Here is a 13513-nt window from a genome sequence, read left to right as displayed (position 1 = left end):
TGTTCGTAGTTATAGGATTTGTTCGCTTGATGTGTTATGGTATTCGGGAGTAAACTGGTGAGCTCGAGTTGGTCTGTGGTGGCCATGTGGCAGTTTTGGTTGTGAATCTTTACCTACAACGTGCTGCTATTAGTCTTCTGGCAAGCGCGCCCACTTGAGGGATAGATCTGCCCTAAATCGGGTATTGTGTCTGGTTAGAGGCTCTATGCGGCGGAGATTTTGCTGGCAGAAGCGCTGCAAATGACCATGAGACTGTTATGTGCCTGAATCTAGCTCGAAAACAAATTAATCGAGGTGCCCTTTAGTCTACTGTTATTGATTGACAAGCTTTGTTTGTTCCTGGTGTTGTTAATATCGCTCAAGAGGCTTGTCCAAGCTAGGGGTTGATATTATTTGAGCGGCATTTTCCCCGTCTAATCAGACCAACACCCCCAGACGGATATTTATCCTGTATCCAAGCTTACATATCCTAATTGCCAGTACCTATAACCGTCAAAAAAGCAACACAAATACCCTAAATGGGATTTTATCCGGCACCTATGCAAGCTATTTATCCAAATCGGAAGATAGATGACTTGGATGCTGGATAACACAACTGAATCGCTTTTTATCCAACAGTTGAATTGCATATTAGCAAGATCACCTCGCTCTCATAGGATAGGGATGCAAGATTGCCCTTTCCACGTTGCGACTGTGTTTCTCAGAAAGCGCTTCAGACTTGTAATGGCAGTGATATAAACATAGCTTCTGCCAGATCCCCCGAATCTCCAGGACTCCGGAGATCTGAAGTTCGTTGGTTCAGTGCCATTCGTCTAAGCCTTAGTTTTCTCGTTTGGTATAACCAGCAGGCAGTCGTAATGTAAATCCCGTTTGTCCAGCAGGGGTTGGATCAAGGGTCAGGTCGCCGTGGTGAGCGCGGGCGATTTCGCGCGTCAAGCTGAGTCCCAACCCGGTGCCTTCGATCTTGCGGGTACGGGCAGGGTCTCCCCGGTGGAACCGATCAAAAATCCGATCGCGATCCTCCAATGGAATTCCCTGGGAGGCATTACGGATAGTGACACCGACCATTGCCGCTTGCTGGTAGGCGTGAATGTGGATCCAACCGTCTGCAAGATTGTACTTGATGGCATTACTGAACAGATTGCGTAAAACCTGGGTCAGCAGGTCGCGATCGCCCCAGACACACAATCCGGCTGCAATCTCCGTTTGCACTTTCAAATGGGGTGCCAGCAGATCAAGATCTTCCACCATTTCCGTCAACATCTCAGATAGGTTCACCTCTGCCCGGTACAGGCTCATCTGTCCGGCATCTGCCAGGGACAGTAGCAGCAATTTCCGCACAATTCCGCTCAGGCGGCGCACCTCGTCCAGCAGGTTTCCCAGAGTTTGCTGCATTTCCGATGCTGGTTCAGCTTTTTGCAACGTGCGTTCCAGTTCTCCCTGCAAAATGGTGAGGGGCGTTTTAAGTTCGTGGGCGGCATCGGCACTGAAACGGGAAGACTGCTTAAAATTGCGCTCCAGCCGTTCCAACATCTGGTTAAACACCTGAATTAATTCAACAAATTCCACATCCGTTGAAGTGATCGGAACTCGTTGATCTAGCCCTTTAGCCGTTACCTTTTGCATCGCTGCCGTTAACCGCCGAATCGGCAGCAGGGCACTACCCGATAAGCCCCACGCCCCACCTGTGACCAGCAGCAGCAGGGCTGGGATGGAAATCAAAAAAGCGTTACGGATGACAGCCATTTCCTGATCAATGGCTTGCAGGCTAATGGCGATCGCTACCTGCGTGCTGGAAAAACTAATCGCACCCACGCGCCAGGCACCAGTGGGGGTGTGGCGTGTGGCAATCCGAGGGTCGGGGGGACGTTCACCCGGCGGACGCTCTGGTCGCAAGGGGGGTGTTTCTAAGGGGAGGTTGTCTTCGTCAGGAGGACCGCTTCGCAGTTCAGGTGCGGGAAGGGGCGGACGTTTGGGGCGGGGAGGGAAGAGGGGATTCACATTAAAATCGGCAGTCCAGTTCTCGGACTGGTAAAGCACGGTGTTGTCATTGCCGATGATCACCAGCGCGATCGGGGTGTCAGCACTGACCCCTAACTCCCGTGGCAGTGAGGATTCAAAGGACTGCCAGCGTTCCTGAATCCGCAAACGAAATGCCCGTCTTAATTGACTTTCCAGGTTCGCATCCAGACGGCTGAGTTTGGCATCGTAAATTAAATGCCAGGAAACCGCGCCAAACCCCACCAGGGTACTGCCTGCCAGAACAGCCGCCAGCAGTGCAATGCGGAGCCGAAATGAATGAAATTTCACAGCGAAGACTCTGATTGACGAAACCGATAGCCCACACCTCGCACACTCTCTAACCAGCCCGTTCCTCCAATGGGTTCAATCTTTTTGCGAATCCGTTGAATGCAAACATCAACCACATTGGTATTGGGGTTAAAGTCATAGCCCCAGACGTGTTCCAGAATTTGGGTACGGGTCAAGACCCGTCCGGGAGAGCGCATCAGATATTCCAGTAGATTAAATTCACGGCTGGTAAGTTCCACCATTTGCTGATCACAGGTGACTTCCCGCGTAATTCGATCCAGCTTCAGCGGTCCTACAGATAGGAGGTTCTGGCGATCGCCCACACTGCGACGAATCACCGCATGAATCCGAGCAATCAACTCCTCGACAAAAAACGGTTTGGCAATGTAGTCATCGGCTCCCAGGTTCAACCCTTCCAGGCGATCGTCCAGTTCATTTCGCGCCGTCAGCAGGATCACTGGCACATTCTTTCCCTCCCGTCGCAGGCTTTTTAGAATCGAAAGCCCATCTTTCCCTGGCACCATAATGTCCAGCAAAATCACATCATAGGCATTGTCCAGTGCCCGCAGGTAGCCATCATTGCCGTTGTCGCAATAGTCCACGACAAATCCCTGTTCCTTCAACCCAGTGCGGACGAAGTCAGCAATTTTCGATTCATCTTCAACAAATAAAATGTTCATAACCGTGGCTCTCAATCACCTGGAATGAGAAAGTAAGGTTTCAGTTATGAGTTAATTTCTCGAATTCTAGCTCTGAAAGCCCGCACAACGGCGATATGACCCTCATCCTTGCTGCGTCCAAGAAAATCAGGAACTTTTGCAATCGGTAGGATGGCAAAGGTTGGGCTGCGATCGCGCTCAGAACTGGATGAAGATCCCGTTTGAATTGGCATTGCAGTTCCTCAAGGGCAGTTCGTGAATTCACAGGCATCCCTTAACCTAATTATGATTCGACTTTTAGAGATACTTCTGCAACAACAGGTTCAGCTTCTCCTTGGTCGCCTGCGGCACCTTATCCAGTGGGGTTAGAATGGCGTACTTCAAAGCAGAGTGGGCGCTGGACTCTGGAGGATTTTCAGTCAGGCGACGAACGGTTTCCTGAATCACCTTCTGGGCATTGACCGCATTGCGCTGCAAGTTGGCAATGACCATGTCTACCGTAACGCTGTCGTGGTCGGGGTGCCAGCAGTCGTAGTCGGTGACTAATGCCAGGGTCGCATAGGCAATTTCGGCTTCCCGTGCCAGCTTTGCCTCAGGCAGATTGGTCATGCCAATAATCGTCGCGCCCCAACTGCGGTAAAGGTTGGACTCAGCTTTGGTGGAAAAAGCAGGACCTTCCATACAAACGTAGGTGCCGCCTCGATGCAGATCCACATCCGTCAGGTTGAGGCTTTCGACAGCATCTGCCAGGACTTCTGCCAGCCTGGGACAGACTGGATCGCCAAAGGCAATGTGAGCAACAATTCCATCGCCGAAAAAGGTGGAAGCTCGGTTTTTGGTGCGATCGATAAACTGGTCGGGCACCACCATATCCAATGGCTTTGCTTCGGCTTTGAGGGAACCAACCGCAGAAGCAGACACCAGATATTTCACACCCAGGCTTTTCATGGCATAGATATTGGCACGAAAGGGCAAGTCGGTTGGCAGCAGGTGGTGGTTGCGTCCATGCCGTGCCAGAAAAGCTACTCGCGTTCCATCCAGGGTTCCCAAAATTAAGGCATCCGAAGGTTGACCAAAGGGCGTGTCTACCACCACTTCCTCCACATCTTTCAGCGCCTCCATTTTGTAAAGCCCGCTGCCCCCAATAATCCCGATCGCTGCCTCTGTCATATCGTTTCTCACTGCTGAATCACCCTAGTCATTCTACCGGGTTTGTCTGGATTTTCCTGATACCACCAGTTAGTAGGGAAAAGACTAAGGGTTGGTCATTGGTCATTGGTGAACCTGGAACTCTCAACTCTCAACTCCCACCCCTCAACTCTCACCCCCATCCCCCATATGAATTTTTATTTAGTAATGGGTATTCTCATATGAATAAGGGTGCGGGAGCGGCGAATCTTTAATGCGTGGGTTCCGCTTTAGTCATTACTCTCATTTACCTGATTTAGCTTTATGCTCGTGCAAACCTCTGCCATGATTCGCTTTCCCTCAGGGGCAACCGCGATCGCCCACTCTCCTGACACCCTTGAACAGTTAGACCAAACCCTGTCTGAACTGGGTTTAGACCGTCCCCGTCCGGCGATCGTTGTGGTTGGTGGTGCTGGAGGACTGAGGCATTACCATATCGCCAAATTGCATCGGCTGTTTGTCAAAGTCCTGGCTCCCCTGGCGGAAGAACTGGGTGCGGTTGTGATTGATGGCGGCACTGATACCGGCGTGATGCAAATGATGGGCATTGCCCGAAATAAGACAAAATCAACTTTTCCCTTAGTGGGAGTTTTACCCATTGGGTTGGCGGCATTGCCAGACGAATCCTTTCCCTCGCCTGATGCTGCCTCCCTGGAGCCTCATCATACCCATTTCGTTCTGGTTCCCGGCTCAACATGGGGAGATGAGTGCCACTGGCTGGCAACCTTAGCCGCAAGAGTAGCCCAAGGATTAGCAACGGTGACGGTGCTGATCAACGGGGGTGAAATTACCTGGCAAGATGCGGCTGAGAGTGTACAGGCGGCACGACCGATTGTGGCGATCGCCGGTAGTGGACGGGCTGCCGACACCCTGGTTGCTGCCCTCAATGGTGAAGTGACCGACCTCCGAGTGCAGGAAATTTTAGCATCCGGGCTGGTGCAAGCTGCTAATCTGGAAGACGCTGAGGGGCTAACCATAACAATTCGGCAGATCCTGTGTTAATTCCCTGCGGTAGCTCGATCGCCAGCCTCAATCTAACCTGGGCAAGGGGCGATCGCACTGGCAGAAAGATGTATTGACTATGTAAATACACTTTATCTACACTACAGGATATGGATGTGTATTTCGTACTCAGCGGCGTTACCTTCGTTTGGAACGACGAGAAAGCTCGAATTAACCCCCAGAACCATGAAGGTGTAACGTTTCAGCAATCTGCTGAAGCCTTTTTTGACCCGCTTCTTGTGGTGGTTGATGCAAGCCGTAATGATGAAGCGCGAGATGCCGTTATTGGGCTGGACAGACGTTGGAACCTTTTATACGTCATCTATATTGAGCGTGAAAACGACATGATTCGAATTATTTCGGCTCGTAAAGCGACACGCAAGGAACGTGAATACTATGAAAGTTGATGCATTGAATAAGCGGCTGGATAGAAATCGACCAATGACAACCATCACAATTCGTATGCCCGAAGATGTGATTGAAGATTTGAAACGAGTAGCCCCTTTACTTGGGTTTTCCGGGTATCAGCCACTAGCGCGTGCCTATATTGGTCAAGGACTTCGTGTTGATCTAGAGCGTTTGGAGGGAGATACCGTCTCTGCCCTAATTGCCAGTTTGAAGCGTCATGGTGTCAGTGACGAAGTGCTTCAAGAAGCACTGAGTGAAGTCACAGAGCGTTAGCCTAAGTTTTGGTTGTAGTCAGCAGCTCAACACTTCGTCGGTGCGGAGGAATAGAGATTATCGGTGGGCGTTAAGGAGGTTTGCCACCGTACAACTCTACCTTTCATTACGGCACAACCGATACCTGAGTTCCCAGACTCACTTGCTGAAACAATTCCTCAATGTCTTTGTTGTACATCCGAATGCAGCCGTGGGAAGCCGCCGTACCCACAGATCCAGGGTTAGGCGTACCATGGAACCCGATCCAGTTTTTGCCATTTGTCCAGAAGCCAATCCAGTAGCGACCCAGGGGGTTATCGGGATCGCCGCCAGGAATCGTAACCCCCTTTTTCAGGGGATGAATCCAGGATGGATTTTTTAGCTTTTCTAGAACGGTGTAGTTCCCCTTTGGGGTTTCCCAACCCGGACGACCGATCGCGATGGGATAATGTTTGATCGCAGTTTCCCCCTGATAAAGTACAACTCGACGGCGACCAAGCTGCACCTCTAGCCGGACTGTTTCGGAGTCTACGTCTATCTCTGAAGGGAGAGAACTGGAGGGATCTGAGGTCGGGGAAGGGGCGGGGGAAGCCTGGGAGGGGAAATTTTCAGGAATTTGTGGGAGAGGGATATTGAGTTCAACGACATTGCCTGGCTGAGTGATTAGATTAAGGATTGAAGCATTTGCATAGGCATGCCGATCAGAGCGTAATGCACCCTCTGAGACAATTCCCATTGCTAAAAGCAGGGCTATCAACCGCGCCGAATGTTGCAGCATTCTCAATTAACCATCACTAACTGTTCTTATACTCCAGATAACTATTATTTAGGCAGATGGTTCATCGCTCTACTGGTAGATTGGGCTGATAAATTAATGACAAACTAGGCAAGCATTCCCTTGTTTCAGGATTTCTGCCCTACCGCCTGTTATTTGTTACATGCCATTCGCTTTACCAAACAACTGTGCTTCACCCCATACAAGAGATCTATGCTTCCAGGTCTAAAACTTCCTCCTTGGCTCAATTTTGGCATTGCATTCCCGCTGATCTTCCTGAATAGTTGGCTCATCCTATTGCTTTGCCAGTATTTGCAGCCGATTCCCAGTATTGTTCTGACTGCCAGCCTTGCGGCTTTTCTGTTAGATTTTCCAATTGGGTTACTAGAACAGCGCCGGATGAGCCGGGGAGCCGCGATCGCGATCGTTCTCCTCTCAGCGTTAACCATATTCACCATCACCAGCTTGTTCCTGGGTCCGCTGGTATTTGAACAACTCGTTGAGTTTGCCAATCGCTTACCTGTATGGATTGAACAGGGCAGGAACCAGCTACAAACCCTGAATGAGCAAACTGTTTTGCATAACCTGCCCTTTGACCTTAGCGAACTCACCACCCAGCTAACCAATCAGATTTCAACGGCTCTCCAGTCCTTAACTAGTCGTCTCATTAGCCTGACCCTGGACACCATTAACAGCACTGTCAATTTATTAGTGAGCATCGTGCTGACTATTCTTCTGGTAATAAATGGACAATCCCTGTGGCATGGTTTACTCAGTTGGCTGCCATTAGAGTGGAGTAGTCGCATTCGAGCTTCCCTACAGCCGAGCTTTCGAGGCTATTTTACTGGGCAGGCAATCATTGCCCTGATTTTGGGCATTGCCCTATCGGTGACCTTTGGAGCTTTAAAGGTACCGTTTGGGTTGCTGTTTGGTCTTGCAATTGGAGTCACCAGCATCATTCCTTTTGGAGGGACGTTGAGTATTGCCCTGGTCAGCGGGCTGCTGGCGTTTCAGGATGTGTGGCTAGGTGTGAGAGTGCTGGTAGCCGCCCTGGTTGTAGGGCAAATTAATGACAATGTGATTGCACCTCGTTTAATTGGCGGAATCACCGGGCTAAATCCGGCTACAGTGGTGGTCGCTTTGCTGGTGGGTGCCAAAGTTGGAGGGTTTTTGGGACTCATTCTGGCAGTGCCAACCGCCAGTTTCCTCAAACGCATTGCGGATACATTACGGCTGCCTGATCTAGCAGAGGCAACCGAGACTCAACCACCCCAACCAACCACTCCTCAAGCATGAGCATGGAAATACAATTTTCCACCCGCTTAACTATCCACCACAAACCGAGGAATGACACCACGCCGCGATCAGAACGTCACGCTCAGAAAATCAATCTAGGAAACCGTGAAGTTGCTTGTTAACAAACCCTTAGCTTGCAATACCCTGGCATAGAATTCTTCGGTGGAGGGAGAGGACGCGATCGCCACCCCTCCCTGCGTTAGAGCAGTTTGGCAGCCCGGAATCCAAAATACAGACCCATCGCCACACCAAATGCGCCACCCAACAGCACAACGTAGGTAATTACTGTGGACATCGATTTATCTCCATTAGACCTAACAAAACTATACACAAAGAAGGGGCACAGTTGGGTGTGAGGTGCTGGGGAGATAGGGGGTGGGTGTGGAAGGGGTAGGGGACTGTCTGTAAAGTAGGATGATGAAGAGTATAAGCGCAAGCCGCCAGTTTGATTCTTCATCCTTTATCTTTCATTCTTCATCCTTATATCTTTACATCCTTCCCCAATGTCCTCTCTCATTCCTGTTGACCTTCCCCAATATTCTTACGACATCGTGATTGCGTCCGGTGGTTTAGACAACCTGGGTACTCAGATGGCATCTTTGCATCTGGGTAAAAATGTGATGGTGGTATCGAACCCAGCGATCTTTAGGAGGTACGGGGAGCGGGCGATCGCGGCTCTAGAAAAAGCTGGTTTCATTGCCTCAAGCTGTATCTTGCCAGCGGGTGAGCGCTATAAAACGCTTTCTATCCTACAAAAGATTTTTGATGCTGCGCTGGAAAATCGCCTGGAGCGATCTTCCACCTTTGTCGCTTTGGGTGGGGGGGTAATTGGGGACATGACGGGGTATGCAGCGGCATCATGGCTCAGGGGAATCAATGTGGTGCAGGTGCCAACGTCGCTGTTGGCAATGGTTGACGCGGCGATCGGCGGTAAAACGGGTGTCAACCACCCCAAAGGTAAAAACCTGATTGGCGCGTTTCATCAACCCCGCCTGGTGCTGATTGATCCAGAAGTATTGAAAACTCTGCCTCCCCGTGAATTCCGGGCAGCAATGGCAGAGGTCATCAAATACGGCGTTATTTGGGATGCCCAACTGTTTGAGCAACTGGAGGGAACAAAGCGCCTGGACAGCCTTTATTACCTGAACGAAGGTTTACTGCAAGACATTCTGATTCGCTCCTGTCAGGCAAAGGCGCATGTCGTCAGCAAAGATGAAAAAGAGGCGGGGCTAAGGGCAATTTTGAATTACGGTCATACGATCGGTCATGCCGTCGAGAGCCTGACAGGTTATAAGCTGGTGAATCATGGGGAAGGGGTGGCGATTGGCATGGTTGCGGCTGGGCAGATCGCCGCAGACCTCAAGTTCTGGGATCAAGCCGCCACAGATCGTCAGCTTACCCTGATTCAAAAAGCGGGTCTTCCCACCCAACTCCCAGCAGGTCTAGAGATTGAAGAAATACTGAAGGCGCTTCAATCTGATAAGAAAGTGAAAGCTGGGCAAGTGCGATTTGTACTGCCGACCCAGATTGGTACGGCGACAGTCACGGATCAAGTCCCTACTGACGCAATCCGCCAGGTATTAAACCAAATGCAAGTCAATTAATCCCTATCCCCTTCTGCCCCCTTGTTACCGGCTATAGCTTGCCTTACAGGTGGACAGAATTTGGCGATCGCTGCTATTAATTCGTTTAATTTGACGATAACCCGCCAAACCCATGGGAGAAACCGCAGGATTTACCACTGATGCAGAAATTGCCTCTGTTTGCAGTGCAACTGAGTAGGGGTAGTTCGTTTTTTCATAGCTGTTGGTCACATTCATCGCCATTTGGCTTGCCTGGAGCGTGCCATTGAAACAGTCAAAGGATGAGTGGGGCATATACAACGCACCGACCACTGTATTTCCTTTCACCTCAAATACCAGATAAGTAGTTCCAATTTGATTAGCAACGGAAGATTGACCATAGAGGTAGACCCCGTCCTCTAAAGGTTGAGCCTGTTGAGAATGAATTGGACTCAAATCAGAGGGAGCTTCGGCACTATAAACACCAGCGCCACATAATCCTGATACTGCCAGACCCACAGCAAGGGTAAACGCAGTACGAAGTAAAGGCTTAAGGGGGGCTTTGAACTGCATGGTAGACGCTTCTAGTGAAAGAGGGGATTGCGATGTAAGTAATATCCCCTGTTTCAGAGGATTGCCTGGTGACTCAAACCTCTGAAAACTTGTGATCGTAGAAGCAAACTAAAGTGATTTAAATCAGACGATGACCCTGCGGCATCAGTTTGGTAATGACTCAGGGGGGCAGGTGTCAGAAGGTGCTAGGTGTTAGGTGGTAGGTATTGGTTGTACTGAAAAACTTTCCTCGATCGCAGCAAAAAATGTCAGCCAACCAGTTTTACGAATGACCAATGACCGATGACCAATGACCGATGACCAGTGACCGATTACCACTAACCACCGACCATTTACCGATCCTGACCTTGCCCAGGAATCCGGGGTGCGCTTTGAGCTTGAGGGGTAAAGGCATCCACCAGAGCTTGAATCAGGGCATTGCGCTGTTGCTGGTTCAGACTCCTAATTGCGGCAACATCCCCTTCCATTGGATTCGTGCGCAGGGTGTCTTTGCTGGGATAGTCGGATTCATTGATGACCCCGTTCACACCGAGATAATCAGCCAGCGTAAACCTCCAGTCCAACCGATAAAAGGGTGGACGCCCTTTGACATAAATGTGATAGCGAATTAAGCGACCTACCAGCGTATTATCTGAGGCAACCTGTTTGGTTTCTTTGCTGACGTACTGATTTTCTAGGGGCAAGGAGGGCAGCTTTTCATAAACCACCTGCCAGGCTCCGTCGGGACGAATGCGCTGGGCTTGGGCAGGTTGGTTTCCCACAAAACTGGAAGGTGTAATCGCCCCGATCGCCACAAACAAACCCGCCATTGCTGCAACAGCAGGAAAAGAAGACAGGTTAATTTTTCTACGCCTCACTAACACAGCGATCGCTCCCCAATCAATTGATTCCTGCAACTAAAAGCCTGAAGTAATCCTTTAGAGTAGTGGTCTGAGCAGAAACGTTTGAGCAAAAGTTTAGCTAGGTAGGTGGAATTTCATAGGCTAGAAATCCCACCGGGTGAAGATTTAGCTTTCACCCCACCCGGTTAAAGCTCCAAGAATTACTCGCCAATAATTTCTGGCTGGGTCAATTCATCTGACATTTCAATGATTGCCCGCATCACAGGTTTCATGGTCGGGTCATCCACACTCTCAAAGTCTTCAAACCGACGCCGCTTTGCCCGGTTTGCAACCTGAACTGTGATTCTGTAACGGTTAGAGGCTGCTGAGATAAGTTCATCAGCCCGACGCATCAGTTGAGTGCTATCGAATGCAAGGCGTTTGTGCATATAAACCAGATTGATTAGGACAGTAGCCTCCAGTTTACCAAGAGTTCAAGTTTCCCGACTAATCCGGGCTAATACTGATTCCTTCATCATCCCTTAATGAAAATTTGCAATGGCTTTGGCTGGAGTGTTAAAGTCCTGAATGAATTTGATCGACGTAAAGCTATCTATAGTAGTTTTCATGCAAGCAGTCGCTGACCCTTCTTATTCTTATCTGAAGCCAGTTCCTCAGCCTTTAAAGGTTGTGGCGCTGGGAGATAGCTTAATTTACGGATTTGGTGACCCAATCGGGGGGGGATGGGTAGAACGGTTGCGGCGAAACTGGATGCACCCAGATAGCCCCGATCATGCGCTCTATAACCTGGGCATCCGGGGAGATGGGGTCAAACAGGTTTCTAGCCGTCTTGAGCATGAATATCGTCTGCGGGGAGAACTGCGCAACCGGGTTCCCGACCTTGTTATTCTTTCGGTTGGGGTAAATGACTCAGCTCGATTGTCTCGGCGCGATGGACGTAACTTCACCGATTTCGATGTGTTTTGTGGAGAAATGCTGGGTTTATTGGATCGGGCAAGACGGCTTTGCCCTGTTTTGTTTGTGGGCATGGTGCCCGTTGACGAGTCCAAAATGCCTTTTCTAGACTGCCTTTACTATAATCACGCTGATCAGCACCGCTATAAGGAGGCAACCCGACTAGCCTGTAAGGAGCTTCACATTCCCTACTTAGACATCTTTGACCATTGGCTAGAGCGGGGGGAAGATTGGCATAAGGCACAGATCAGCCCGGATGGCTTGCATCCCAATGTGTCTGGCTATCAGGTATTACTAGAAGATGTGGTTCAGTGGCGACCGTTTAGGGAATTCATGGGAAAGATTGGCTAGAAGTAAGCTATGGCAGTATTGGTAGTTGCGACAGGGAATCCAGGCAAGCTGAAGGAAATGGAGGCATACCTGGTGCGCTTAGGCTGGGAATTGACTTTAAAGCCTGAGTCGTTGGAAGTTGAAGAAACGGGGGATACCTTTGCTGAAAATGCTTGTTTGAAAGCTTCTCAGATTGCAGAGGCAACAGGCGAGTGGGCAATCGCCGACGACTCTGGCTTAGAAGTGGATGCCCTGGATGGTTCCCCTGGAGTGTTTTCTGCTCGCTATGGCAAGACAGATAGTGAGCGAATTGAGCGGTTACTGAATGCGTTGGGGAATGACTTAAACCGGGAAGCCCGTTTTGTTTGTGTGATTGCGATCGCCCGACCAGACGGTGAGATAGCCCTGCAAGCTGAAGGAATTTGCCCTGGCAGAATTCTCCATACTCCACGAGGCACAGGTGGGTTTGGTTATGATCCCATTTTTTATGTCCCAGAACAGAATCAGACTTTTGCTGAAATGCCAGCAACGGTGAAACATCGGATTAGCCACCGAGGCAGAGCCTTTCAAGCCCTGCTTCCCCAGATCCAGTCTTTATCACGGCAAATGTAGGGTGAGGGATAAAGGGGGGAGGGGAACTCTTAATTCTCAACTCTTAACTCTTAACTCCTACCCCATCACTTACCCCTGACCTCAAAAATCTTCCAAAATCCATTCAGAGGCACGATCGCCCAACTCCAGGGGAATTCTAACGGCTTTCCCCAAACGTGGACGCTCCTGGGTTCTTTCAATAAAGGTCTGCACCCGTTGAGTGCTGCCCCAGGCTTGCAGATAGTTAGCGATCGCATCCAGATGTGCCAGATACTCTTCCTCGGTCAGTGGAAAGGACACCTGTTCCAGATACCTCCACATGATCAGAACCAGGATCTTCCCCTGGGTGCGTCTCAGTTGAATATCGTAGGAGTACCCCCACTTGTCTAGCAAAATCTGGCGCAGATCCTCTCCAGTCATTGTGTGATTTTGTCCCCTAAATGGCTACTGCCCTACGGTTCGTTCAGAATGATACAGTTGTTTACAAATCACATTTAATCCTACTGGTGGCAACCATATAGAGCTTAATGCCCAAATTACCGCAGGTCAGAAGATGTCAGACCTCTTAACATTTTGTATAGAACTGTGGTTCCCTTCCTTCGATATGATGCAAGCGTCAAGAAATGTAATAATCTTAATGTTGCCTCAAAATCACTCTCAGTAGCTTCTTGAGGTAGTTCTTTTACCATGCTCATTCACTTACAGCCTTTTCACCTGGCTAGCCACACTCGGCACTCGGTACCTAATACCTTTTACCCAGAGCTGTAGTTG

General features: G+C 49.9%; 17 protein-coding genes. 7 read left to right on the top strand and 10 right to left on the bottom strand.

Annotated features, from left to right (window positions below):
* Positions 1-819: 819 nt before the first annotated feature.
* The 4 genes from AC1S52_RS01650 to AC1S52_RS01635 form a co-directional block, all read right to left on the bottom strand.
* Entirely contained in the window at positions 820-2310 is a 1491-nt protein-coding gene (locus AC1S52_RS01650; RefSeq protein ID WP_482027302.1) for a sensor histidine kinase, read from the bottom strand.
* Entirely contained in the window at positions 2307-2990 is a 684-nt protein-coding gene (locus AC1S52_RS01645; protein WP_482027301.1) for a response regulator transcription factor, read from the bottom strand. Before AC1S52_RS01645 ends, AC1S52_RS01650 begins: the two co-directional genes overlap by 4 nt.
* A gap of 44 nt (positions 2991-3034) precedes the next feature.
* The gene (locus AC1S52_RS01640; protein WP_482027300.1) at positions 3035-3202 is read right to left on the bottom strand and encodes a hypothetical protein; all 168 of its coding nucleotides are present in this window, start codon (positions 3200-3202) and stop codon (positions 3035-3037) included.
* Positions 3203-3266: 64 nt separating this feature from the next.
* A complete protein-coding gene (locus tag AC1S52_RS01635) occupies positions 3267-4151 on the bottom strand; it encodes an S-methyl-5'-thioadenosine phosphorylase (protein ID WP_482027299.1) in 885 nt (294 codons plus the stop codon).
* Between the two features lie 270 nt (positions 4152-4421).
* On the opposite strand from AC1S52_RS01635, the gene AC1S52_RS01630 reads away from it, so the two are divergent.
* The 3 genes from AC1S52_RS01630 to AC1S52_RS01620 all read left to right on the top strand — a co-directional run bounded on the left by AC1S52_RS01630 (position 4422) and on the right by AC1S52_RS01620 (position 5840).
* A complete protein-coding gene (locus AC1S52_RS01630; protein ID WP_482027298.1) occupies positions 4422-5159 on the top strand; it encodes a hypothetical protein in 738 nt (245 codons plus the stop codon).
* A gap of 110 nt (positions 5160-5269) precedes the next feature.
* Positions 5270-5566, top strand: coding sequence for a BrnT family toxin (locus AC1S52_RS01625; protein WP_482027297.1), 297 nt, complete (start codon positions 5270-5272; stop codon positions 5564-5566).
* Positions 5556-5840 carry a hypothetical protein gene (locus AC1S52_RS01620; RefSeq protein ID WP_482027296.1) on the top strand — a complete coding sequence of 95 codons (285 nt, stop codon included), beginning with the start codon at positions 5556-5558 and terminating at the stop codon, positions 5838-5840. Before AC1S52_RS01625 ends, AC1S52_RS01620 begins: the two co-directional genes overlap by 11 nt.
* Positions 5841-5946: 106 nt before the next feature.
* Here AC1S52_RS01620 and AC1S52_RS01615 read toward each other — a convergent pair whose 3' ends face one another.
* A complete protein-coding gene (locus AC1S52_RS01615) occupies positions 5947-6597 on the bottom strand; it encodes a L,D-transpeptidase (RefSeq protein WP_482027295.1) in 651 nt (216 codons plus the stop codon).
* Between the two features lie 210 nt (positions 6598-6807).
* Here AC1S52_RS01615 and AC1S52_RS01610 point away from each other — a divergent pair, with 210 nt between their 5' ends.
* Positions 6808-7890, top strand: a complete 1083-nt coding sequence (locus AC1S52_RS01610) for an AI-2E family transporter (RefSeq protein ID WP_482027294.1) — start codon at positions 6808-6810, stop codon at positions 7888-7890.
* 199 nt (positions 7891-8089) lie between these two features.
* Here the strand turns inward: AC1S52_RS01610 and petL are convergent, their stop codons facing one another.
* A complete protein-coding gene (petL, locus tag AC1S52_RS01605) occupies positions 8090-8185 on the bottom strand; it encodes a cytochrome b6-f complex subunit PetL (RefSeq protein ID WP_482027293.1) in 96 nt (31 codons plus the stop codon).
* A 208-nt stretch (positions 8186-8393) separates the two neighbouring features.
* Here petL and aroB point away from each other — a divergent pair, with 208 nt between their 5' ends.
* Positions 8394-9494 (top strand): 3-dehydroquinate synthase, encoded by a 1101-nt coding sequence (gene aroB / locus AC1S52_RS01600; protein ID WP_482027292.1) that lies wholly within the window; start codon positions 8394-8396, stop codon positions 9492-9494.
* A gap of 24 nt (positions 9495-9518) precedes the next feature.
* Here the strand turns inward: aroB and AC1S52_RS01595 are convergent, their stop codons facing one another.
* The 3 genes from AC1S52_RS01595 to AC1S52_RS01585 all read right to left on the bottom strand — a co-directional run bounded on the left by AC1S52_RS01595 (position 9519) and on the right by AC1S52_RS01585 (position 11295).
* The gene (locus tag AC1S52_RS01595) at positions 9519-10025 is read right to left on the bottom strand and encodes a hypothetical protein (protein WP_482027291.1); all 507 of its coding nucleotides are present in this window, start codon (positions 10023-10025) and stop codon (positions 9519-9521) included.
* A gap of 332 nt (positions 10026-10357) precedes the next feature.
* Entirely contained in the window at positions 10358-10921 is a 564-nt protein-coding gene (locus tag AC1S52_RS01590) for a hypothetical protein (protein WP_482027290.1), read from the bottom strand.
* Positions 10922-11067: 146 nt separating this feature from the next.
* On the bottom strand, positions 11068-11295 hold the full coding sequence (locus tag AC1S52_RS01585) for a DNA-directed RNA polymerase subunit omega (protein WP_482027289.1): 228 nt from the start codon (positions 11293-11295) through the stop codon (positions 11068-11070).
* Between the two features lie 178 nt (positions 11296-11473).
* On the opposite strand from AC1S52_RS01585, the gene AC1S52_RS01580 reads away from it, so the two are divergent.
* Together AC1S52_RS01580 and rdgB are read left to right on the top strand one after the other, a co-directional pair.
* Positions 11474-12172: a GDSL-type esterase/lipase family protein gene (locus AC1S52_RS01580; RefSeq protein ID WP_482027288.1), complete on the top strand. Its 699-nt coding sequence runs from the start codon at positions 11474-11476 to the stop codon at positions 12170-12172.
* 9 nt (positions 12173-12181) lie between these two features.
* Positions 12182-12763, top strand: coding sequence for an RdgB/HAM1 family non-canonical purine NTP pyrophosphatase (gene rdgB, locus AC1S52_RS01575; protein WP_482027286.1), 582 nt, complete (start codon positions 12182-12184; stop codon positions 12761-12763).
* Positions 12764-12844: 81 nt separating this feature from the next.
* Here rdgB and AC1S52_RS01570 read toward each other — a convergent pair whose 3' ends face one another.
* Complete coding sequence (locus AC1S52_RS01570) at positions 12845-13162, bottom strand: DUF3067 family protein (RefSeq protein WP_482027285.1); 318 nt, start codon at positions 13160-13162, stop codon at positions 12845-12847.
* Between the last annotated feature and the right edge of the window lie 351 nt (positions 13163-13513).

This window comes from Kovacikia sp. CALU 1929, from assembly GCF_056784235.1.
This window is presented reverse-complemented; position numbering and strand designations above follow the sequence as displayed.